Source organism: Arthrobacter sp. KBS0703, assembly GCF_002008315.2.
In the GTDB taxonomy this organism is placed as follows: domain Bacteria; phylum Actinomycetota; class Actinomycetes; order Actinomycetales; family Micrococcaceae; genus Arthrobacter.
In genome coordinates, this window is record NZ_MVDG02000001.1 from 203,217 (window position 1) to 224,803 (window position 21,587).

Annotated in this window: 18 protein-coding genes; 13 read left to right on the plus strand and 5 right to left on the minus strand. The window is 62.6% G+C overall.

Translation table 11 applies throughout. The features are described from left to right. Positions 1-92 precede the first annotated feature (92 nt). Together B1A87_RS00975 and B1A87_RS00980 are read right to left on the minus strand one after the other, a co-directional pair. On the minus strand, positions 93-1,604 hold the full coding sequence (locus B1A87_RS00975) for a polysaccharide biosynthesis tyrosine autokinase (RefSeq protein ID WP_078026290.1): 1,512 nt from the start codon (positions 1,602-1,604) through the stop codon (positions 93-95). Positions 1,605-1,865: 261 nt separating this feature from the next. Next, a complete protein-coding gene (locus B1A87_RS00980; protein WP_078026289.1) occupies positions 1,866-2,330 on the minus strand; it encodes an Lrp/AsnC family transcriptional regulator in 465 nt (154 codons plus the stop codon). A 159-nt stretch (positions 2,331-2,489) separates the two neighbouring features. Between B1A87_RS00980 and pdhA the strand changes: the two genes are divergently transcribed. From pdhA to B1A87_RS01005, 5 genes are all read left to right on the plus strand, one after another. Continuing rightward, positions 2,490-3,752, plus strand: coding sequence for a pyruvate dehydrogenase (acetyl-transferring) E1 component subunit alpha (gene pdhA / locus B1A87_RS00985; RefSeq protein ID WP_078026288.1), 1,263 nt, complete (start codon positions 2,490-2,492; stop codon positions 3,750-3,752). After that, entirely contained in the window at positions 3,749-4,852 is a 1,104-nt protein-coding gene (locus B1A87_RS00990) for an alpha-ketoacid dehydrogenase subunit beta (RefSeq protein WP_078026287.1), read from the plus strand. The genes pdhA and B1A87_RS00990 overlap by 4 nt, the downstream gene beginning before the upstream one ends. Positions 4,853-4,856: 4 nt before the next feature. Further along, on the plus strand, positions 4,857-6,311 hold the full coding sequence (locus B1A87_RS00995; protein ID WP_078026286.1) for a dihydrolipoamide acetyltransferase family protein: 1,455 nt from the start codon (positions 4,857-4,859) through the stop codon (positions 6,309-6,311). Positions 6,312-6,466: 155 nt separating this feature from the next. Beyond that, positions 6,467-7,369, plus strand: coding sequence for a glycosyltransferase family 2 protein (locus B1A87_RS01000; RefSeq protein ID WP_139362652.1), 903 nt, complete (start codon positions 6,467-6,469; stop codon positions 7,367-7,369). 530 nt (positions 7,370-7,899) lie between these two features. After that, positions 7,900-8,715 carry an MBL fold metallo-hydrolase gene (locus B1A87_RS01005; protein WP_078026284.1) on the plus strand — a complete coding sequence of 272 codons (816 nt, stop codon included), beginning with the start codon at positions 7,900-7,902 and terminating at the stop codon, positions 8,713-8,715. A 297-nt stretch (positions 8,716-9,012) separates the two neighbouring features. Here B1A87_RS01005 and B1A87_RS01010 read toward each other — a convergent pair whose 3' ends face one another. Further along, positions 9,013-10,119, minus strand: coding sequence for an IS110 family transposase (locus B1A87_RS01010; protein ID WP_078026283.1), 1,107 nt, complete (start codon positions 10,117-10,119; stop codon positions 9,013-9,015). Positions 10,120-10,495: 376 nt separating this feature from the next. On the opposite strand from B1A87_RS01010, the gene B1A87_RS01015 reads away from it, so the two are divergent. The 4 genes from B1A87_RS01015 to B1A87_RS01025 all read left to right on the plus strand — a co-directional run bounded on the left by B1A87_RS01015 (position 10,496) and on the right by B1A87_RS01025 (position 12,808). After that, positions 10,496-10,780, plus strand: coding sequence for a hypothetical protein (locus B1A87_RS01015; protein ID WP_078026282.1), 285 nt, complete (start codon positions 10,496-10,498; stop codon positions 10,778-10,780). Positions 10,781-11,184: 404 nt separating this feature from the next. Next, positions 11,185-11,322, plus strand: a complete 138-nt coding sequence (locus B1A87_RS22740) for a hypothetical protein (RefSeq protein WP_185982192.1) — start codon at positions 11,185-11,187, stop codon at positions 11,320-11,322. A gap of 232 nt (positions 11,323-11,554) precedes the next feature. After that, positions 11,555-11,803 carry a hypothetical protein gene (locus B1A87_RS01020; RefSeq protein WP_144275681.1) on the plus strand — a complete coding sequence of 83 codons (249 nt, stop codon included), beginning with the start codon at positions 11,555-11,557 and terminating at the stop codon, positions 11,801-11,803. Beyond that, positions 11,804-12,808 (plus strand): MinD/ParA family protein, encoded by a 1,005-nt coding sequence (locus B1A87_RS01025; RefSeq protein ID WP_260680561.1) that lies wholly within the window; start codon positions 11,804-11,806, stop codon positions 12,806-12,808. Between the two features lie 93 nt (positions 12,809-12,901). On the opposite strand, the gene B1A87_RS01030 is transcribed toward B1A87_RS01025, so the two are convergent. Further along, on the minus strand, positions 12,902-14,992 hold the full coding sequence (locus B1A87_RS01030) for an acyltransferase family protein (protein ID WP_078026281.1): 2,091 nt from the start codon (positions 14,990-14,992) through the stop codon (positions 12,902-12,904). A 638-nt stretch (positions 14,993-15,630) separates the two neighbouring features. Here B1A87_RS01030 and B1A87_RS01035 point away from each other — a divergent pair. From B1A87_RS01035 to B1A87_RS01045, 3 genes are all read left to right on the plus strand, one after another. Next, positions 15,631-16,830 (plus strand): acyltransferase, encoded by a 1,200-nt coding sequence (locus B1A87_RS01035; RefSeq protein ID WP_078026280.1) that lies wholly within the window; start codon positions 15,631-15,633, stop codon positions 16,828-16,830. A 909-nt stretch (positions 16,831-17,739) separates the two neighbouring features. Then, positions 17,740-18,408, plus strand: a complete 669-nt coding sequence (locus B1A87_RS01040) for a signal peptidase I (protein ID WP_260680562.1) — start codon at positions 17,740-17,742, stop codon at positions 18,406-18,408. A gap of 90 nt (positions 18,409-18,498) precedes the next feature. After that, the gene (locus tag B1A87_RS01045) at positions 18,499-19,599 is read left to right on the plus strand and encodes an acyltransferase (RefSeq protein ID WP_078026278.1); all 1,101 of its coding nucleotides are present in this window, start codon (positions 18,499-18,501) and stop codon (positions 19,597-19,599) included. Positions 19,600-19,670: 71 nt separating this feature from the next. Here B1A87_RS01045 and B1A87_RS01050 read toward each other — a convergent pair whose 3' ends face one another. After that, a complete protein-coding gene (locus tag B1A87_RS01050; protein ID WP_078026277.1) occupies positions 19,671-20,069 on the minus strand; it encodes a hypothetical protein in 399 nt (132 codons plus the stop codon). A gap of 271 nt (positions 20,070-20,340) precedes the next feature. On the opposite strand from B1A87_RS01050, the gene B1A87_RS01055 reads away from it, so the two are divergent. Continuing rightward, positions 20,341-21,492, plus strand: a complete 1,152-nt coding sequence (locus B1A87_RS01055) for an alkaline phosphatase family protein (RefSeq protein ID WP_260680563.1) — start codon at positions 20,341-20,343, stop codon at positions 21,490-21,492. The last annotated feature ends 95 nt before the right edge of the window (positions 21,493-21,587 follow it).

The window sequence follows — 21,587 nt, forward strand, 5'->3', positions numbered from 1 at the left end:
ACGGTCAACGGGGAGCGAAGACATCCACACTAATGGCTATCGTGTCGCGGACAGAGGTTTCCAAAACCAACGGCCGGAAAGCGCCACAGGGGCTAGTCGAGCTTGCTGACTTGACTCAATCGGCTTGCCGCGCGGGGACGACTTGAATCGTCGTACATTACGCGCGCAAACTCGCTGTCCTCGGTGGCCTTCTTCTTACGCGAGGGTAGATTCGCGGCCTCACGGGAGGGTGCTGGATGTCCATCGTCAGTTACGTGGCTATCGTAGGCATAGGCGTAGGAGTAAGCATCGGGGCCCTTGGCGGGGAGCCGATTGAGCACAATCCCCAGCAGGTTGGAGCCAACCATTTCAAGCGACTTTAGGGATTTTTCGAGATCCAGACGCTTTAGTTTTTGGGCACCGATGACTACGATAACGCCGCCCACATGCTGGGAGAGGACCGCTGCGTCTGTGACTGGGAGCAGCGGGGGCGCGTCAACAACGACGACGTCGAATGCCTGCTCAAGCCGAACAATTAGCTGTTTCATCTCATCGGATCCCAGCAGTTCACTTGGGTTCGGCGGTATCTGCCCGGATGCTAGTACGTACAGGTCATCGTCGCCCCAAGGCTGCAGGAGATCGTTCACGTCAGAGGATCCGACCAACGCGGTTGTCAAGCCCAGGCTGCGATCTAGGCCGAGGTAGTCGTGCACCATTGGCCGCCGAAGGTCTGCATCGACTAGGCAAACCGTTTGTCCTGCCTGTGCCAACGCAATGGCGAGGTTCGTTGCCGTGGTGCTTTTTCCTTCACCTGGAACCGATGATGTGACCAAAACAGTTTTCGCCTGACCAGTGACGTTCGCAAACTGCAAGTTGGTTCGAAGTTGCCGGAAGGATTCCGCCCGCGGACTTTGTGCTGTGGCCTGCGTGAGCAGTGGCTTCTTGGTGGCCGACTGATCGAAAGCGATGCCCCCTAGTATCGGGATGTCGGTTACTAGGCGGACGTCTTCCTCGCCGCGGATGCGACTGTCCAGGGTCGACCTGAGAATCGAATAACCGACCCCTAAGCCGATCCCGAGAAAAGCGCCCAGCAGCAGATTTAGTCTCGTGTTTGGGGCTGAGGGTGCAGTCGGCACCGTTGCGGGGGTGATCACGGAGAGGCTTACTGGGGAGCTACCGCCGGTCTTGGGCTTTTCAAGGGTCTCAACCGCGCGGATCATGCTGCTGGCGACAGCTTGAGCGATAGCGGATGCCTGGACAGCAGAAGTGTCATTTACCGCGATGTTTATCAGTACGGTGTTTAGGTCGGTGCTGGCCTTCACGTTTGCACCCAGCGCCTGAGCATTGGTATCCAAGCCCAGGCTTTCGATGACGGGATTCAACACAACGGGAGTAGTTACTGTTTTCACATAAGACTGGACGCGAGCTTGACTAAACGTATTGCCCTGCTGCATCTCTTGAACAGAGCCAGAGTTCTGGATTGCCACGAACAACTGCGTTTCCGACGTGTAAGTGGGTTTCGACAGCATGGATGCTGCGCCTGCCACCATTAGTCCGGCCAGGGCTGCGGCGATGATGACAACCCAGTTACGGCGCAAGATGCGCAAGTAGTCATGTAGGTCCAACCCGGAGTCCCCCTGAATAGAATGCTCGCGCCCGGATGGCGCGCTAGCTGAACGGAAATGTCTGTTCGATGTAGCCAATTGTACCTGCACGATGTTTCAGGGTGCGTATGGCTTACGGCCCGCCGCTGCGCCGGTCATACGAGTGATTTAGCGGCGCAGCGTCATGAAACTTTCCGATACTTCCTTCCGCGCATATGTGTGGCCACGATGCGGCACCCGACTGAGTTGCGCGGAAGCTTCAATTCGGAATGAACGACACCTCTACCGCGTATCCACATCCTCAAACACGAGAAACGTCTGCGTATCCAGCACCCCGGGCATGGACTGCAGCTGGTCGAAGATCACCCGGCGCAGGTCCACGTTATCCACTGCGCGCACCAGCAGGATGACGTCGAAGTCCCCGCCGACCAGGGCGATGTGGTGCACTTCGGGGATCGCCCGCAACAGTTCCCGCAGCTCGCGCCAGGAATGCTGCCGCACCTTCAGCGTCACGTAGGCGGATGACTTCAGGCCCGCCTTGATAGGGTCCACCAACGCGGTGAACTTGGTCAGCACGCCCTCGCCGGTGAGCCTAGCAATGCGCGTGTAGGCGTGCGCCCGCGAGATGTGGACGTTCTCGGCCACCTGCGTCACGGACATCCTGCCGTCCCGCGTGAGCTCCGCAATGATGTTGCGGTCCACGTCGTCCAGTGGCACCGCAGCCTGCTCCGGCTCGGCTCCTGCCATTCGTCTACAACCCCTGTCGGTAATCCAGCTCACAGTTACGATTTGTCTTTCAGAATAGGGGAACAGTCCGTACTTCTCCACGATTTTCGGCGGGGCTGGATACGAAACATCGTCCGGGACCATACTGAAAGCGAATAGTGGCTACAGAAGGACGGACCAATGACGATCTCCGCGGACCACACTGCGCCCGGTCAGACGGCGCAGGGCCGGCAGTCGCCGGATCACATCGAGGACTCCCTCAGCGGCGGCCCCGTCGCCGAAGCGGTGCGCAAATTCGGCATCACGGCTGAGGACTACATGCTGCCGGCCCGCCACCAGATCCAGATGGTGGACCAGGACGGCAATCTGAAGCCCCACTCCGAACAGGGTGCCGAACCCGGACACGAGTACCCGGTCCCCGGCGACCAGGAACTGCTCGCCGCCTACGAGCAGCTGGTGGTCGGCCGGCGCGTCAACGACCAGAACTCCGCCCTCGTCCGGCAGGGCCGCATGGCCGTCTACCCCTCCAGCCACGGCCAGGAGGCCTGCCAGGTCGCGGCCGCCCTCTGCCTGTCGGAGGGTGACTGGATGTTCCCCACCTACCGGGACTCCGTGGCCGTCATGACCCGCGGCGTGGACCCGGTGCAGACCATGACGCTCTTCCGCGGCGACTGGCACAGCGGCTATGACCCCGCCAAGCACAAGGTCGGCATCCAGTGCACCCCGCTCACCACCCAGTTGCTCCACGCCGTCGGCGTTGCCCACGCCGCCAAACTGCGCGGCGAGGACACCGTGGTCCTGGCCATGTGCGGCGACGGCGCCACCAGCGAAGGCGACTTCCACGAGGCCCTGAACTTCGCCGCCGTCTTCCACCTGCCCGTCGTCTTCTTCGTGCAGAACAACCAGTACGCCATCTCGGTGCCGCTGGCCCACCAGTCCGTGGCGCCGTCGCTCGCCCACAAAGCTGTGGGCTACGGCATGGCCGGCGAACGCGTGGACGGAAACGACGTCGTCGCGCTTCTCGCAGTGCTGGACCGCGCCGTCAAGCTCGCCCGCGAAGGCTCCGGCCCGCTCCTGGTGGAGGCGCACACCTACCGCATGCAGGCGCACACCAACGCTGACGACGCCACCCGCTACCGCCAGGACAGCGAAGTGGCCCAGTGGGTGGCCCGGGATCCGCTGACGCGGATGCGGACCTACCTCACGGACAAGGGTCTGCTGGACGACGACGGCGAGTCCCGGATCGCGGAGAAGGCGGAGGCAGTCGCCGCGCAGCTGCGCAACGGCCTCAGCGAGGACGTCCCGGTGGACCCGCAGGACCTCTTCAAATATGTCTTCTCGACGCCGACACCGCAACTCAAGGAACAGTCCGCCCTGCTGGCCGACGAACTCGCCCGCGAGGCCAGCGCCGGCGCTTCAACCAACCCGGAGTCCGCAAAATGAGCACCGTCACGTCCGCAGTCAACGGCAACGTCAGCTCCGCCACCGCCCGCGCAGCCGCTTCGGCCGCGGCCACCGCGGAAGCGGCAGGACCGCAGCCGGTCACCATGGCCAAAGCCCTGAACACCGCGATGGTGGACGCCATGCACGCCGAGAAATCCGTCCTGGTCTTCGGCGAGGACGTCGGCATGCTGGGCGGCGTCTTCCGCATCACCGACGGCCTCACCAAGACATTCGGCGAGCAGCGCTGCTTCGACACCCCGCTTGCCGAGTCCGGCATTGTGGGCATGGCCGTGGGCATGGCCATGAACGGCATGCGCCCCGTCATCGAGATGCAGTTCGACGCCTTCGCCTACCCGGCCTTCGAGCAGATCGTCAGCCACGTGGCCAAGATGCACAACCGCACCAAGGGCGCCCTCAAGCTGCCCATGGTCATTCGCGTCCCGTACGCCGGCGGCATCGGGGGAGTGGAGCACCACTGCGACTCCTCCGAGTCCTACTACGCCCACACTGCGGGCCTGAAGGTCTTCGCCCCGGCCACCGTGGCCGACGCGTACCGCATGCTCCGTGAAGCGATCGACTCGGACGACCCCGTCATGTTCATGGAGCCCAAGAAGCTCTACTGGTCCAAAGACATGGTGGATCTGGAAGCCCTCCGCGACCAGCACGCCGCGAACACTGCGGCCGGGACCTCCACCGAAGGCCGTGCCGCCGTCGCCCGGCCGGGCACGGATGCGACGCTGATTGCCTACGGTCCGTCCGTCCCTACCGCTCTCGCGGCAGCCGCCGCCGCGGCCGAGGAGGGGCGCTCCCTGGAAGTCATCGACGTCCGCTCGATCGTGCCGTTCGACGACGAAACGGTCTGTGCCTCCGTCCGCAAGACCGGCCGCGCCGTGGTGATCGCCGAGGCCCACGGGTTCGCATCCGTGTCCTCCGAGATCGTGGCCAGAGTCCAGGAACGGTGCTTCCACTACCTGGCCGCACCGATCCGCCGCGTGACGGGCTTCGACGTCCCGTACCCGGCGCCCAAACTCGAGCACTACTACCTGCCCGGCGTGGACCGCATCCTCGACGCCGTAGACGACCTCCAGTGGGAAGAATGATCAGATGAGCGAAACGAAAGTATTCCTGCTGCCCGATCTTGGCGAAGGCCTCACCGAAGCCGAGCTCGTCAATTGGCTTGTCGCCGTGGGCGACAAAATCCGCGTCGACCAGCCCATCGCCGAGGTGGAGACTGCCAAGTCCATGGTGGAAGTCCCGTCCCCGTACGCCGGCACCGTGGCTGAGCTGCACGGTGAACCGGGCCAGACCCTGGACGTGGGCAAGCCCCTGATCTCGGTGACCCCGGCGGGATCGCCGGTCGAGCCTGTCGAAACCGAGCCTGTCGAAACTTACCGTGAAGAAGAAAAAGCCGGCTCAGGCAACGTGCTGATTGGCTACGGAACTCCCGGAGGGACAGCAACCGTCCGCCGGACCCGTCCGCGGCGCACTACCTCGCCGGTTGAGCCCGTCGAAACCCGCACTCCGCTGGATGAGCCTGCCGAAACCAAGTTGACCACCTCAGCTGATGACCTCCTTCTCCTGCGCACCCGCGTTCCCGGCAAGATCGGTGCGGTCATCTCACCGCTCGTGCGGCGAATGGCCAAGGAGCACGGCGTCGATCTCGGACACGTGCAGGGCTCAGGCGATAGCGGACTGATCATGCGCCGCGACGTGGAAGCAGCTATCAAGCCACTGGTTGAGCCTGTCGAAACCCCGCTGGTTGAGCGAGTCGAAACCCAGCCGCGTCCGCTGGTTGAGCCTGTCGAGACCCGCGTTCACCCGATCGACCCCCGCACAGGACTCGGCATCGCAAGCCGCACCCCAGTCCGCGGCATCCGTAAGGCAGTTGCGACCAACATGACGCGAAGCCGCTCGGAAATTCCGGAAGCCACAGTGTGGGTGGACGTGGACGCTACCGCTCTGGTGGAGCTCCGTAGGGGACTTAAGAAAACCGACGCCGACAACACGCCCGGCTTGTTGGCCTTCATCGCACGTTTTGTCACGGCTGGGTTAAAAACGTACCCGGAATTGAACACCCGGATCGTCACGGCCGAGGACACCGCAGGAGGCGAGCAACAGGAGATCGTCGCCTTTGACGGCGTGAACCTTGGGTTCGCAGCACAGACGGACCGCGGCCTCGTTGTGCCGTCAGTCCGCAACGCGGACAAACTCAGCGCTCGCGAGCTGGACGCAGAAATCCGTCGGCTGACCGCAGTTGCCCGCGACGGCAAGGCGACTCCCGCGGAACTTGGAAGTGGAACGTTCACGCTGAATAACTACGGGGTGTTCGGCGTGGACGGTTCGGCTGCGATCATCAATTACCCCGAGGTGGCGATACTGGGCGTTGGCCGGATCATCGACAAACCCTGGGTCGTGAACGGGGAACTGGCCGTCCGCAAGGTCGCGGAGCTGACCCTGACGTTCGACCACCGCGTCTGCGACGGCGGAACAGCCGGCGGCTTCCTGCGATACGTTGCCGATGCCATCGAGAATCCGGGGTCTGTGCTTGCCGACATGTGACACTGCCGAGCTAGGTCGGCGTCGAAGCGCCGCCGGACACTCCGTTGCAGGCGAAGGATACGCCGAAGGCGTGGTTGAACCGAGTGGCAGCTGATTATCCGCCACTGCCCGAGAATTAGTCCGGAGCCTCTCAATTCCTATGTCAAACTGTGGTCATGAGTGACGCCTGCACCTACGATGTTGTTTTTTTGGCTCTGGCGCGGGATTGCGCTTCAACCATCCCAGGTGTACTGCATGGGCTCGACGAGTTACGAAAGAATGGACTTCGCGCATGTCTGATCGTGGGCGAAAATGGGTCGCGCGACAATTCTCGCGAACTTCTAGAGAATGCGGTCACTTCTACAGGCATGGTCCAGCTGGTTGATACGAGCTTCATGTCAGACGCCGAGGGAAGGCTGGAACGAATGGCTATTGGACGCCAGTTCCTTGCCGACCAAGCGAAGGAGTTGCCGGGGTCAGTACGAACAATATGCGTTCTAGACATGGACGAACCCTTCTTGGAACGTCTCGACATCGCACTTTTCCGTGCCAGTCTGTCTCGTCTAGATTCCGATGACACGATTTTCGCCCTCGCCGCTACCTCGCGACCGAGTTACTATGACCTGCTTGCATTCGAAGATGAGACACGTTCATTCGCGGGATTGGACAAGCGGATCGAGCGGCTGCAAAGCAACCCCGTGGCGTACTACCGACTATTTCGGGACTTCATCTACCCCGAGCAACAGCGTCTAACCACAGCCTCTGACATTGCCTGTCTCTCCGCTTTCAATGGGATGTGCCTGTATAAGGCCGACTTGTACGGGCAAGGTTCCTATGTGCCTTCGGTGTCCGGTCCCTGGGTCTGCGAACACGTCACATTCAACCGCTCGATGGCCTCCGCAACCGGGCGCTGGATGGTAATTCATGGCGCACTCGTCCTACCGCAACCTCCCGAACACGGAAGAAGGACTCTGCCCGGGTTTGCATGGCAGCGGGTGCGCAAGCTGCCGAGGCTCCTTTCCGCGAAATTACAGCGCTCTTGGACCGCCAAGAACCAGACACTCAAGTCCCGATATTGAGCGAGTGGGCTGTGCGGTCAGTATGTGTGGGGGACAGTTGCTAATGCCTCTGTGTCCTCCAGTGTCAGCGCGGCTCGGTTGATGGATTCATTTCAGCGTCGACGGTTTGACTGCGGCAGACGTCCCTCATTCCTCGTCGTGAACTGTCGGCAGCCGCCTCTTACTCGCTAGGTTGTCAGCTCTGTGTGCTCCGAGCACTTCACTTTGGCCACCAGTCCGCTGCCCTCTTGGCTGTAAGAGGTGACGTGGTTCGTGGTCGTGTTGCACTTTTCGCAGAAGTGCTTCTGTTGTTTGATCCCCATAGCGCAGATCATACCCAACTGGACATTTCACGAAGTTACTCTGGCGCTAAAAAGCATGAGTCTGCAACGGCGGAGCAGCTCCCGGCGGAAATTGAGGCCGGCGGCCGGAGACCTGAACGGGGGTTGCGGATATGCCGGAGCGGTAGACAGTTCCCTGATAATCCCCAGCTTGATGGGTAGAATCGAGGCCTGAACGAAGCTACTGCTCCCCGGAATTACGGAGAAGAAATGTCACGATGGCTCGAAGTCGGCGCGGACAACTATGTGCTGGTGACCGAAGGTTCGAAGCTCAACACCGGCCTGATCGTAGGAACCGAGCGGGCCATGGTGGTCGATACCGGCTGCGGCCCGCGGCAGGGACAGGAAATCCTGAATGCCGTGCGCGAAATAACTCCTCTCCCTCTGGTGGTTGTGAACACTCATGCGCACTACGACCACTTCTTTGGCAATTCGGTGTTCGCGGAAGCCGGTGCCACCGAGTTCTGGGCGCATGAGAACTGTGCTGAGGAGATCAGGGAAAACGGTGACGCACAGCGTGCCGCCGTGGCGGATCTGGAGCCGGAGATGGCGGCCGGCGAGGGCGACAACGTGGAACTCGTGGTGCCCAACGCGATCGTCAGGGACCAGCCAGTCCTGGTGGACCTGGGTGCGCAGACCGTGACCTTGTTCTACCTGGGCCGGGGACACACCGACGGCGACCTCCTGGTGGGCACCTCCACCACTCTGTACGCGGGCGACCTCGTGGAGCAGGGCTCGCACCCGTCCTTCGAGGACTCCTACCCGGAAGAATGGGCCGACGCGCTCCGGCACCTGTCCGCACTTCGCCACCGCTACGAGTTCCTGGTTCCCGGGCACGGCGAGCCGTGCAGCGACCGGTTCGTGAAGACTATGGCGGACACGATGTCCACTGCCGTGCGCCAGGCCCGCCAGTCCATCCGTGACACCCCTAGCGACGCCACCAAAGCGATCCCCGTGCTGCCCTACGGGCCGGAACAGTCGCGCTGGTTCATCAAGCGGCTGCAGGAGACGCGCCCGCAGCACTGATATGTAGTTCTCGCTGTCAAGAGGCAGGAATGAGCGGCCCTCTGGATTTGGTTCCGGGGGCCGCTCATTCTGTGCCTGCCGGTTGTGGGCGGGGGTGTCGGCGAGTCGTTTTCGACTGGCATTGTCAGGCTGACATTCGCGGGTTGGTTACCGCATGACGATTTGTTCGGCGGGGCATTATCGGGTGTCTAGAGTCGAGCGTCGACGGGGGTAGGGTGCGTCTGCTCATAGTGCTGTCCCGGCTTAGCTCCGGTGCTGCCGTCACTCATCCGTCACCTTCGGCGGCATGTTCATGGGTCAGGCCGCATCCATGCGTTCTCCTTGTTGGAGTGTGGCGGCAAGTGACCAGCACCAGCCGGCCAGCTCGCGGGCGATCGCGGTGTTGGCCTTGACTGACTTCTTGTGGCGTTCATCGAAGTGTTCCCATTTGCGGTGCAGCCTGTGGTTACCTTCGAGGGCGCGGATGCGGGTTGGCGGGGTAACGAGCTTGAGTTGGTGCAGCAGCCGTTCCCCTGGCCGGGCGTAGGGGCGCCGGTGCACCCACGCGGCTTCGATCAGGAGCTTACGGGCGTAGGTGTTCCCGGCCTTGGTGATCGGGCCCTGGTGCCGGGACTGGCCAGAGGATTGCTCGCTGGGGACCAGTCCGAGATAGGAGCCTATGGAGGAGCCGGTGAAGCGGGTCCAGTCCCCGATCTCCTCGGCCAGCCCGAACGCGGTCGTCATCTGGATGCCGCGCAGACACATGAGCGCGTTAATCACAGGGGTGTAGCGGCAGGCTGCCGCCGTGGCGGTGACCTGTTTGTGGATGTGTGCCAGATGGATGGCGAGCAGCTCGGCCTGTTCGACATCGGCGTCGTAAGTGAACTGCAGCACCAGTTCGTCAAATTGCTGGCGGCGTAGCCACCGGCGGTGTTCCTGCGTCCATCTGGTGTTTTCCGGGCAGCGAATGCCGTGCCGGAGCAAGAGGGAATTCACGCGTTGGCGGGCGTGCGCGAGATCCCTTGCGGTGCCCGAGCGCAGCCGGGACAGGTCCCGAAGGGCCTCTTCGTCCGGTTCCGGGATGCGCACCTCGGTGACCGAGCCGACCGCGAGCATTTCAGCCAAAACCCTTGCGTCTCTTCGGTCGGTTTTCACCCGGTCCCCGGGAGCGCGCAGCAGCTTCGACGAAGCTGCCACCACGCAGGTGATTCCAGCAGCCTGCAGGTAGCGGGCCAGGACAAAACCGGTCGGGCCTGATTCATACACGACCCTGACAGGCGGCTCGAAGCGGCGGACCCACTCCAGCACCACCGCCGGGTCGGCAGCCATCGAGTGGCTCTTGATTTCGCCGGTGTCCGGGTTCAGCGCGTGGGCAACGATGTTGACCGCGTGAACATCCAGACCATTGAAAGTATGCTCAAACATAGCCGGGACCTCCCAAACCTCACATGTGGCACTACCATTGCACCGCCGAAGGGCCGTGGAGCCCGCGGGAGCCGCCGATGGCAACCCACGGACACTGTGAAACAGAAGGCCCCGGCCCCGACCTGTCAGAACCTGCCCGTCCGGGATAAAGGACATCCCGCCGGGTAAAGGCCCGGCAGCGCCACACGCCAGCACGACGCAAGTGAACCACATCAAGCTGGCGCTGCAGGACCGCTCCGGCGATAATGGCCGACCCGGACGCGCAGGACCGATCACACTTCATATGGTCTAGATCCAAGTAGTCCGCGTTAGCCGCCCGGAAAAACAGGTAGTGACTACTCTTGGGATGCCTGGCTGCCCACTCTAGTTTTGGGTCATGAAGACGGGAATCAGCGCAGCCATCCGACGCTTTATCGAGCAGCACATCGTCGCCGACGATCCCTACCCCGAGCGGTCGTGGCTCGATAGGCAGGACATGCCGCGGCAGCAGTTGGCGCCGCGAGTTGCGGTGGCTGGCCTTCCCGTGGAGCCGCTGCCGCCGCTGCCGCAACGGTTCGGGCACGGCCGCGACCGCCGACCCCACTACCGCGTGTGGGGAAGTCACCGTACGGCCGCGCACCAAGCAGACGGTACGCCCACAGGCGATAACGTGCCGCGCTGACGGCTGGGGCGTCACAATTGGCTTGACTGGATCTGATCCCAAGGGTGTGCATGTACCATCACCGCCATGGGGAACTATGCGGGCAGTCAAGTCACCAGGGAATCGCGGCGGGCGTCCCGCCAACGGGCGCTTCGGATCTTGGCCTACGTAGGATTGGGTGCGCTGGCCGTGGCCACGGCAGTCGTGGTGGTGATGGCGCTCCGTCGATAACGCCGCGCTTTTGCCTCTGAGGCGGATGGTTGAAGGTTTGACAGGATTTGTCGAATCTGTGACCGCTGGGTAGGGTCTCTGTAGATCTGACATGGGGGATCCAACTGCCAGCTTCCAGCTACTGTCGTCGCGGCAAGGGCAAGACTGCCTCCGCGTGCGCGTCGAGAGTTCAACCGCGTTCCGGAGGTTCTTCCGTGGCTCTCACCGATTTTGTCCTCGCCGTATCCGCGCTGCTCGGCAGCCTGCTGATTCCGTTTGCAGGGCTCTACTGGATGCTCCGGCTCAAGCGCCGCACGGTGACGCCCATCGCTGCTTCAGGACCGGCAAAGTAGGCGTGCCGTACATTGACATCAACCCGCACCGCAACAGGCCCAAATGGTGGAGCTACCTGGTCTTGGCGGTCCTCCTCGTTGCCACCGTCGCCGTGGTGGCGACGGCCCTGATGCGCGGCTGAAATCGGTCATCGAGCTGCCAGCGCCTAGACTTGCTGTTTGAGACCAGACCAATCGAGAAGCGCAGCGGGACGCCGCCGCGAGTCCTGGGGGACCAAACATGCCCAAACCAGTGGATAACCAATTGACCGACGCCGGCACCGAAGCGGAGCAGCCCGAACTGCGCCGCCGCCGCTCCCGCCGCCGCGATGGTGACGGCTCCGACGACTGGACAGGAATGTTTCCCGCCGTGACACCCGACACCACTTCAGCGCCCGTCCTCCCGCTCCGGAGCTCGTCCTGGGCGGAGGCCGCAGCCGCGGCGGATGCCGTCTCCGACGCGCCTCCCGCTCCGCCGGCCCTGTCTCTTATACACATCTAGATGTGTATAAGAGACAGCCGGGGGGGGCACCGCCCGGCGTACGCTCCGGAAACTGCGCGCGAACCTGACGCGCCCGTGGCGGACCACACGGCTCTGCCGACGTCGTTCGTCCGCGAACAGAAGCCCAGGCCCAAGGGCGGATTTCGCGGCTTCCTGTACCGGGCGACCGGTGGCGCCTGGAACCTGGGCCCCAGCGCACAGGAACGCGAGGAAGACGAGCTGGCACGGCGCATCTCCCGCCAGCTGCAGGGCAGCTTCAACACCGCCGTGCTGAGCCTCAAGGGCGGCATCGGCAAGACCTCCACCACAGTCGGTGTGGGCCTGACGCTGGCCGAGTTCCGCGGCGACCCGCCGTGCGCCATCGACGCCAACCCGGACTCCGGCGACCTCGTGGAGCGCGCACTGGGCGAGGGCATCTACCAGCAGGCCACTCCGAGGACCATCACCGACCTGCTCAAGAATATCGACTCGATCGACTCCCTCACGGGGCTGTCCCGCTACATGCACCACTCCGGCCGGCTGCACCTCATCGCCGGCGAGCAGGACCCCGAGGTCTCCGACTCCCTGACGGCCGAGGAGTACCTGCGGATCCGCAAGGTCATCTCCGCCTACTACTCCGTGGCCCTGACTGACTGCGGCACCGGGGTAACCCACAACGCGATGAGCGGGATCCTGCAGTCGGCGGACAACCTGATCATCGCCGCCGGCTACGCGGTGAGCGGCGCCAAGCGCGCCCGCAGCACCCTGCAGTGGCTGGCCAGCCACGGGTACGAGGACCTGGCCCGCAACGCGATCGTGGTGATCACCGACAAGGACGAGGTCTCCAGCCGCGTGGACAAGGACGCGATCGAGGACCACCTCGCCGGCATGTGTCGGCAGCTCATCGCCGTGCCGCACGACAGGGGGGTGGCCGACGGGGACCTGGTGACCCTGGACGTGCTGAAGCCGGAGACCCGGCGCGCGTACAAAGAGATTGCTGCGGCGGTTGTGGACGGGTACAGGTAGCGAGTTTCCCTAACGGTGATCAAGGGCAGCCGGCACTGATGCGTATTGAACGTTGTCGGCACGTGATCGTAGGGACTGGATCTATTCTGGGTGCTATGGCTTCAGCACGCCTTGACGTTCCAATGCCTCCCTGATCACCGGGCCAAGACGTTCCGCATACGCTGCCGTCATGTGTGCTTGGTCCAGCTTTGTGGGGGTGCTTCCTACGAAGCTGGGGCAGGCCTGATCGGCGCAAAACCAAGGAAGGGTGTCTATGAACACGCCCTTCTCCCAAGTCGGGGCGATTATTTTCTCTTCGGTGCCCCATGTTGCTGGAACGGTGCTGACGCAGTCAGACGGGTGGCTCACTTTCGTGTAGCAGGATGCGATGTCCTTATCAACGGGCGGTCCCGGCATGAACACAAGCTGGGGAGCCGCCGTGATTTTTTGTATTTCCTCATCGGCGCTTGCGAATATGCCAGAGAACACGATTACGTCAGGGTCGATTCGATTGATGGCTGATACGGCTTCTTCGGCTCTTCCTTGACAGCCTTCAGGCATCGGCTTTATTTTCGCTACGTCGGCCGCGCCACCGAATGGGCATCCGAACATGCCATAGGAGACAAGGTTCCAGTCAGAGTCCGTCCCTATTGCCGACCTTAAGGCCGCTACGTAGGTCATGCTGATCGAGCTGCCAACCGTGACTATGGTGTGTTTTGCATTCGGATCTCCCCAGGTGCATGAACTCTCTTCGACCTTGTGAAGGCCACAGGGCATGATATCTTCGGGCGCTTGAGGACCGGCTATCACCTCCTCGAGCGTCGGCGATAGTTCCGGCCAGGCAGCCGCGGCGAGTGACGTCTTTATTGCAGCCTGTAGGGAGGCCAGCTTAGGAGGAGAATCGGCAACGGTTGCCTTCGTTCCTGCAACCGGCGGCAACTCCACAGTCGTCGGCGCCGCTGCCGCATTCTGTTGGGGTGTAGGTGGAACCAGTGCCAGTGCCACCGTGGCGGAAGTGACAAGAGCCAGCAAGCTAAGGGCCGTCAACTGGTAACTAAATGAGGGCGCGCCCGAGCTATTTCGCTGTTTGTTGCGTGCGGGAGTTAACCAGGTTGACCGTCTTATGGGGTCTTCAACGAGGTGAAAAGAGTAGATGGCAGCCAGCGTAAAGATTGCCGCGCAAATCACTTGCTGCAGCCAAGTCGTCTCGAACACCGCAGAATAGAGGATGATCACCGGAAAGTGCCATAAATACAGCGAGTACGAAATCTTGCCAATGTACTGGGAAATCGGGTTCGTCAGTACACCAAGGGATAGGTGCCCGCCAGTTCCCGCGACTATTACCGCCGCCGTTGAAATCACAGGTAGGGCAGCCCATGGCGCTGGGAATGCAACGGTGTCGCTGATAACGAACAAGGAAGCGCATATGCCACCGAGACCTAGGTAACCTAGCGCGGGACGAATAGCGAATGGTAGCCGACTCAAAGCACCGGCATAGACCGCGATTAAGCCACCGATTCCTAGCTCCCATGCGCGTGAAAACGTTGAAAAGTACGCCCAAGTGGGATTAGTTGCGGTCTCAACGGATGCCCACGCGAATGTTGTAATCGTTAGGGCGGCGAGGGTGATTCCAACCGCTTTGCGGGCCGTGGCTTTGGACCAGCCATTGCGGCGGCCAAGAAGGAATGTTCCGAGCATCAGCCATGGCCATACAAAGTAGAACTGCTCTTCAACTGCGAGGGACCAGAAATGCTGAAGGGGAGACTCGGGACCGGAAGCCTCGAAATAGTTTGTTCCCGACGCCGCGTAATGCCAGTTCGCGGCAAAGAAAAATGCCCAGACACTGTCTGCAAGAGTGGAGTAGAAGCGGCTCGAATTAAAAAGTAGCCACGAGGCGATGACTGTGGCCAGCAAGACGAGCGTTGCTGCCGGCGCAATTCTGCGGATCCTGTTGCGGTAGAACCCCATGAACGAGATGGAACCTGTTTTCTCGTGTTCACGTACTAGTAGGCCCGTGATGAGGAATCCTGAGATCACGAAGAAAACGTCGACTCCTACGAATCCACCTGACGGCCAACCGAAAAGGTGATCTAGTATTACGGCAACAACGGCTAACATTCTGAGCCCTTGAATATCTCGCCGGAACGGGGGTGGCGACGCCCGTTTCGGTGTGACCCGCTCACGTTGAGACTTCGTTAAGGTCATGCTTCCCCCATTTACACCATGATTGACATCGTAAGGGTAGTCTGCAAGGATGTGGTCTCCCAAATCGGGAGGCCTTACATGTCGGGCCGAAACATATGTACTGCCCCAGGTGGGGTCTCTCCACGTTATCTCCCCGGCTTGGAGCGCTGCGGCCACCGTTTTGTCAGGTGGCGACAGACGCACGAGCTCTCTTGGACTTTGCCAAGACGTGATGTCGCGAGGCTTGATTGTCCGTGATGGAAGTCAAGATAGCTGGGCTCCCCACGATTTTGGTCGCGGTCTGAACAAGAGGGTGCGGTGCAACCGAAAACTGGGACATCGGCATGGCAACAATCCCTATGAATTCTGCGCGATACACGCACATCGGCGCTCCAAGGACATTGCTGGCGCTGGATGCGATCGATAAGCGCGCCGCCCGTTAGGTGCCTCCAGTTCGTCGCCGTGTCGCACGACTGGGAAGCGGCCACAGCGGCCTATTGGCCTTGGAACGAGTTGAGGCCGGCGACCCCGCGGCGATTGCCGACGCATGCCGGTAAGTGTTCCAGGCGTTGCGGGCCAGGCGAGTCGCGACCGTTTTCCCGGAGTGCTCAGGCACAGGTAGGATTCGAGCAAAATAGAATCTTGGACATGGGGGAGCCGTGGTTGAAACCACCGCTATAACAAAGACTGAAGCAGTACGTCTCGACGGAGTGAACGTGCCGCTGGACGTATTGCGAGCAATCGCAGCGCTCGCCGTAGTCTTGCAGCACGTTCGAACGCTGGTGATGATGGATTTCGACGACGTCGCACATAACCCCATGCAGAGTGTGCTGTACGGTGTTTCTGCCCTCGGCCACCAAGCAGTTGTCCTGTTCTTCGTTCTCAGTGGCTTCTGGGTTGGCGGCAGTTTGATCCGCAGCGTGCAGCGGAACACCTTTCGCTGGAGCGGGTACATGGTCAACCGGATCACTCGGCTGGGTATCGTTCTCATGCCGGCTCTGGTTCTGACCATGGTCTTGGACCTTATCGGGCGACATTACTTCGGCGACATGAGCACGTATAGGGGAGATCTGAGGTATGGGGGAGTTGCCTTGGACCAGCGGCCCATCGACGCAGGGACGTTTCTAGGGAATGCCGTTTTTTTGATGGCGATTAAGGTTCCCACCTATGGGACGAACACGGCCTTATGGTCGTTGTCTTTCGAATTCTGGATGTATGTTCTGGCGCCGTTGGTTCTCTTCGGGGTGTACTTTTGGACGCGATCCAAATATGCCCTGATTTACACTGCCGGTGCGCTTGCTGTGGCCATGTTAATCGGACCTCGGGCTGTGTCGTACGTGCCGCTGTGGATGTTGGGGGCGGTGGTGGCAGCCTTCGGTCCGCGCCTGATTGGCGTCCTGAACTCTTGGTCCAACCGGAGGGTCGCTACCGCACGAGTGCTGACGGGCGGCCTCACCTTGGTGGCGTCCATGGTTGTCCGCGGGCTGAATTCCCTTCCCGAGATGGTCGGGGATCTTATTGTTGCCGTACCTGCAGCTGCCTTCATCGCAACCTTGCTGACCGGCCTCCTTGGACGGGGACTCTTCGCACGGTTGCTGACGCGATTTTCTTCGTTGGCACACAGTTCGTACTCCCTGTACGCAATCCACCTCCCCATTGCCTTCCTCGTTGTGTCCGTATTTGGTGTACAGGTGGACAGCAGGTGGCCGTCTGACCCAGTTCACTGGGTCTACATGCTCGCGATCATCGTCGGCATCGTCGCAGCAGCCTGGCTGTTCGCCCAAGTGACAGAACGTCACACGACCAGGGCCCGCAAATACGTTTCAGACAGGCTCCACGCAAGTTCCCTGCAACGCTAGTTCCGACTCTTGACGCTCAGCCCGTCACTTCTGTGTTCGACGTCGGCGTGGAGATTGAATGAACCACGTACGCCATCCGGGTCGCGAATGATGACGCACCGACGCGATGCTTCTGGGGCCAGACGACCCCCGTGTCGATAGAGGTGTTGGTAGCCCTGGCCGTCGCGGCTACATCCAGAAGCCTGCGTCGCTTGGACGCTGAGTGTCTAGCAGCCGCCCGGCGGCTGCTACTGCCTCATTGTCTTGTACAGACCCGTGATGTCGATGACTTGAATGTTGTCGGAGTCGCCCAGCGTTTTGATGGTGTTTGCATAGGTCGAGACCAAGCCGGGCCGAGGGGATGTGTGCGGTTGCGCGTTCGTAAAATAACTTCGCCCGCCGCCTTGAGAATCGTGGTTAGCCCCTGAATCGTGAGCCACGGACAGATGTGGCATCCAGACAGTGTGCCTGTTTTGGCGTTGCCTCTGTTAATGCACTGATGTGGACCTGCCATCCGTGTCGATCGGTCCAGCAGCCTGGCAGGGGACGAGCCCTTGCAGAGCGCGTAACGGCAAACCTGGCGCGCTCAGGGGCGCCGATCAATACTAATGGGCCGCATTCCGCCTACAGGGGCTGTCCCTCGGCAGACCTTCGTCCCAGCTGAGGCTTCTGTGGTGCCGGAAGCCCCGCGGATTGACATCGGTCTGGGCGAGCCGTCGCCACGCCGATTAATTCTTGACGAAACCTTGACGGATTCCGGCATGGAGTCCTGAGCCAGTTGCCGCAATGTTCTAAGCAATAGGCCCAGGGGAGAGCCGAAGTCTCGTGCTTTCGAAATCCGGTGATCTTCCTCGGCTCCAGCCACAGCGAGGGGACACGTCGTGAGCATCTCGATTCCACAAGTCTCCGGACAGCTGCGCGGGGTGTCCGGTGGCTGAGCCTAAAGCCTCGCCGCCAGCCGGGGACTCCTTCGCGCCGAAGGCCGCAGGAGTACCGCGGCCGCAGTTCGGCATGGACACGGGCGGCCAACGTGGCAGCCGCCGCCCCGCCGAGGTGGCCGAGAAACGCGGCGAGTCCGGGCCGGGGGCGGCCGGCGGCGTGGCCGGCCTGCTGCTGATGTTACTGATCTTCGCCGCGCTGGCTCTGGTGATCGTTCCGCAGGCCACCGGATACCGGACCTACACCGTGTCCACCAACTCCATGGCGCCCAAGTACCCTGCCGGAACGTTCCTGACGGTGAAACCGGTGGCATTCAGCGAACTGAGATCCGGCGACGTCGTCACCTTCCAGCCGAACCCGGACCGGCCGGACGTCGAAACACAGCGGATCGTCGGGTTCGGTATCACACAGTCCGGCGAGAAAACCCTGATCACCAGGGGCGACAACAACGGCGTCACCTCCCCGGCACCCGTCCACCCGAGCCAGGTGAAGGGGAAGCTGTTCTACGCGGTGCCGTTTGCCGGCTACCTCGCGGACAACCTGGGGCACGCGGACCGCGAGCTCTGGATGACCGTGGCCGCCGCCGGCCTGATCGGCTTCGGCGCGCTGTTCATCTTCCGGGCCCTCCGCCGCCGTCACCGGGCCGCAGGCCGAGGCTGACCTCCCGGCTCCCGGCTCCCGGGCCGCCGTCGTTGTCCGTCTCATTGCCTTGTATGATGGGCGGTCACCGCCGTCTCACAGGGAGGAAGGATGGACGATAAGCCCACGCGGCTGGATTCGCTGACAGGATTGCGGTTTCTGGCCGCCATACTCGTGGTCTCGTATCATGCGTCCGTGACGCTGGTGCCGGAGATGTTCCCGCTCGTGTCCGTGGGGCAGACCGGTGTGACGTTCTTTTTTGTACTTTCCGGATTCGTGCTCGCCTGGTCCATGAAGCCAAACACTCCCAAAGCGCAGTTCTACTGGCGCCGGTTCGCCCGAGTGTGGCCGCTGCATGCGCTCACCCTGGTTGCTGCGGTGGTGCTGAACCAGGCCACCCAGGGGGAGCAGTCCGTTCCCCGGTTCATTGCCGCGCTTCTCCTCCTACAGTCCTGGCACGCGGACCCGACCTGGGTCTATGCGTACAACGGGGTGTCCTGGTCGCTTTCCTGTGAAGCCTTTTTCTATGCGGTGTTCCCGTTCCTGGCCGTGTGGCTTTCGCGTTTTCGAGCGAAACGACTCCTTCCTATTTGCGTGTTGGTTTTCGTGGCCGCGGCCCTCCTGTCGGCACTGCTCCCGTTGGTCCCGGCGTTCGATTGGGGAGCGCTGCTGTACACGTTCCCGGCATACCGGGTGTCAGAGTTCGTTGTGGGTGTGTGCCTGGCCATGGCGTTCCGGAAAGGCTGGAAGCCCAGGTTCGGTGTGTGGGTCGGAGCGGCCGCAGCCGTCGGTCCGGTCCTCCTGCTCGAAGTCGTCGCCGCCAACGTCCCGTGGCACATCGCGCCGGCGCTGGCGAGCACGCTCTGCATGCCAGGCTTCGCCCTGCTCATCGCGGCCTTCGCCCACCGTGACTGCACCGGAGGCCGCCGCACCTTCGCCAGTTCTCCCGCCATGGTGAGGCTGGGCGAATGGTCGTTCGCCCTCTACCTGGTTCACGAGCTCGTGCTGCGCACAGCCCTGGAACTCGGCCCGGTGACCCTTGGCGAACGCGCGGCCTTCGCCGCCGCCGGCGTTGCCGTATCCATCATGCTATCCGCGCTCCTCTTCACACTCTTTGAACGCCCCATTGAGGCGCGGTTGAGGGGCATGTTCCTGCGTGGCGGCCCCGCGCCGAACAGCCCTCAGCCCGAGGAAAGTCTGGTGGCGAAGTAGCCTGATCAGGACTGTTCCGGGGCGGCGAGGGCTCCGGCGATCCTCCGCCAGTGCCGGGCTTGGACCCGCGGTCACGGCTGCTTGCGCTTTGAGTCCTCCAGGTCCTGCCAGCCTCGGAGGAATTCCTCGAGCGCCCGTGTCAGCGGCAGGCAGTCTTTGGCTACTTCGCCCGCGGACCGGGCCGCGGCAGCGAAATCTCCGCTGCGCAAATTCGCTTCCAGGGTGCGGCAGTCCCGTTCCATCGCCAGGCCGCCGACCATGTGGGCACGGACTCTGAGGCTGAGCACTGCGTCAAGGGCCGCGGGGATGTCCTGCTCGCGTACGGCGGAAAGGATCCGCCCGACCCGTTCCGGCAGCAGGCGCAGGAACATGGCGGCGTAGCTGATTGCGACCGCGTCGCTTTCGACGTCCTCAGCGAGCCGAAGCAGCCGGGAGGAGGAGAACACGAGTCCATTGCCTTCAAGTGCCATAGTCTTTCCGTTCGATGTGGAACAGGACCAACAATGCCCGGGGCCCCTCAGGAAAGAGTCCGCTTCAGGTCAATAAGGGATCAGCAGTTGATCAAGGATTGATCAAGACAGGACGGCGAGCAGTGTCTCATCGGACCTTGAAAAGGAGGCTGGGAATCGTTGCCCGGGGAGGCCTATGCTGGTGCCAGCCGTCGGGGCCTCTGAACTCCGAAGATTCCTTATGCGGGTGTTTGCCGACGGCTGCCGGACAGGTCCGTGAGAGAAGGACACGATGGGCTGGAAGGCCAGGCGGAGGGCGGCCAAAGGTGCCCGCCGGGGTGCGCAGTGGCTCGCCCTTGCGGTTGCCGTCATTATGTCCGGGGCGGCCAGCCAGCCGTCGCCGACCCCGCAGACCGCGCCACGCCCCGTTACCGCCGCCGCTCCTGCCGCGGCGCCGGTGCCGGATGTGCCTGCGCTGACCCGGGCAGCGAGGGCCGGCCACGTCTTTGTGATTAACCTCGAGAACAGGGGCTATGGCGCGGTCTGGGGACCGGCGTCGAAAGCCCCCTATCTGTCTAAATTCCTGCGCGCCCGGGGTGTCCTGCTGTCCCAGTACTACGCGATCGCACACAATTCGCTGCCGAACTACCTGGCGCAGATTTCCGGGCAGCCATCGAACGCCATGACCCGTGCCGGCTGCGGGACCTATGCGCGGTTCAGGCCCGCCGGTCCTCCGTACCGCGGCGTTTTCAGGGGCGCAGGCTGCCTCTACCCACGGTCCGTTCCCACCGTCGGCGGGCAGCTGACTGCGGCCAGGAAGAGCTGGAAGGGGTACATGGAGGACATGCGGATCCCGTGCCGGCATCCGCCGCCCGGCGCCCAGGACGGGAGCCAGGGGGCCCGGCGCGGTGACCAGTACGCCACGCGGCACAACCCCTTCGTGTACTTCGAAGCGATCACGTCCTCGCCCGACTGCCGGCGGCGGGTGGTTGATTTCAGGGCGCTCGCCTACGATCTGAGGTCGTACGCGGCGACGCCCAACCTCTCCTACATCACCCCCAATCTGTGCAGCGACGGGCACGACAGCCCCTGCGTGGACCGGCGACCCGGCGGCCTGGTCACCGCGAACGCCTGGCTCCTGCGGCACGTGCCGCCCATTCTGCGGTCCCCGGCGTTCCAGCGCGACGGCGTCCTGATCATCACCTTCGACGAAGCCGAAGGCCGCTCGGCCGGCCCTCCGGGCAGACCCGGCGGGACTGCAGGCGGCCGGGTGGGCGCCCTGGTGCTCTCGCCCTTCGTCAGGGGCGGCACCATCTCGCACCGCTTCTACAACCACTACAGCCTGCTGGCCACCATCGAGGACATCTTCCGGCTGCCCCGACTCGGTATTGCCCGTGGCGTAGGGGTGAACAGCTTCGGGCCCGACGTCTTCAACGCCCGCTGACGGGATTGGTTGAGCGCATGGGGTGCCGGGCGGCAGGCTGAGGCTGACCGCCCGGCTCCCGGCCCGCCGTCGTCCGTCTTTGAAACGCTCACAGC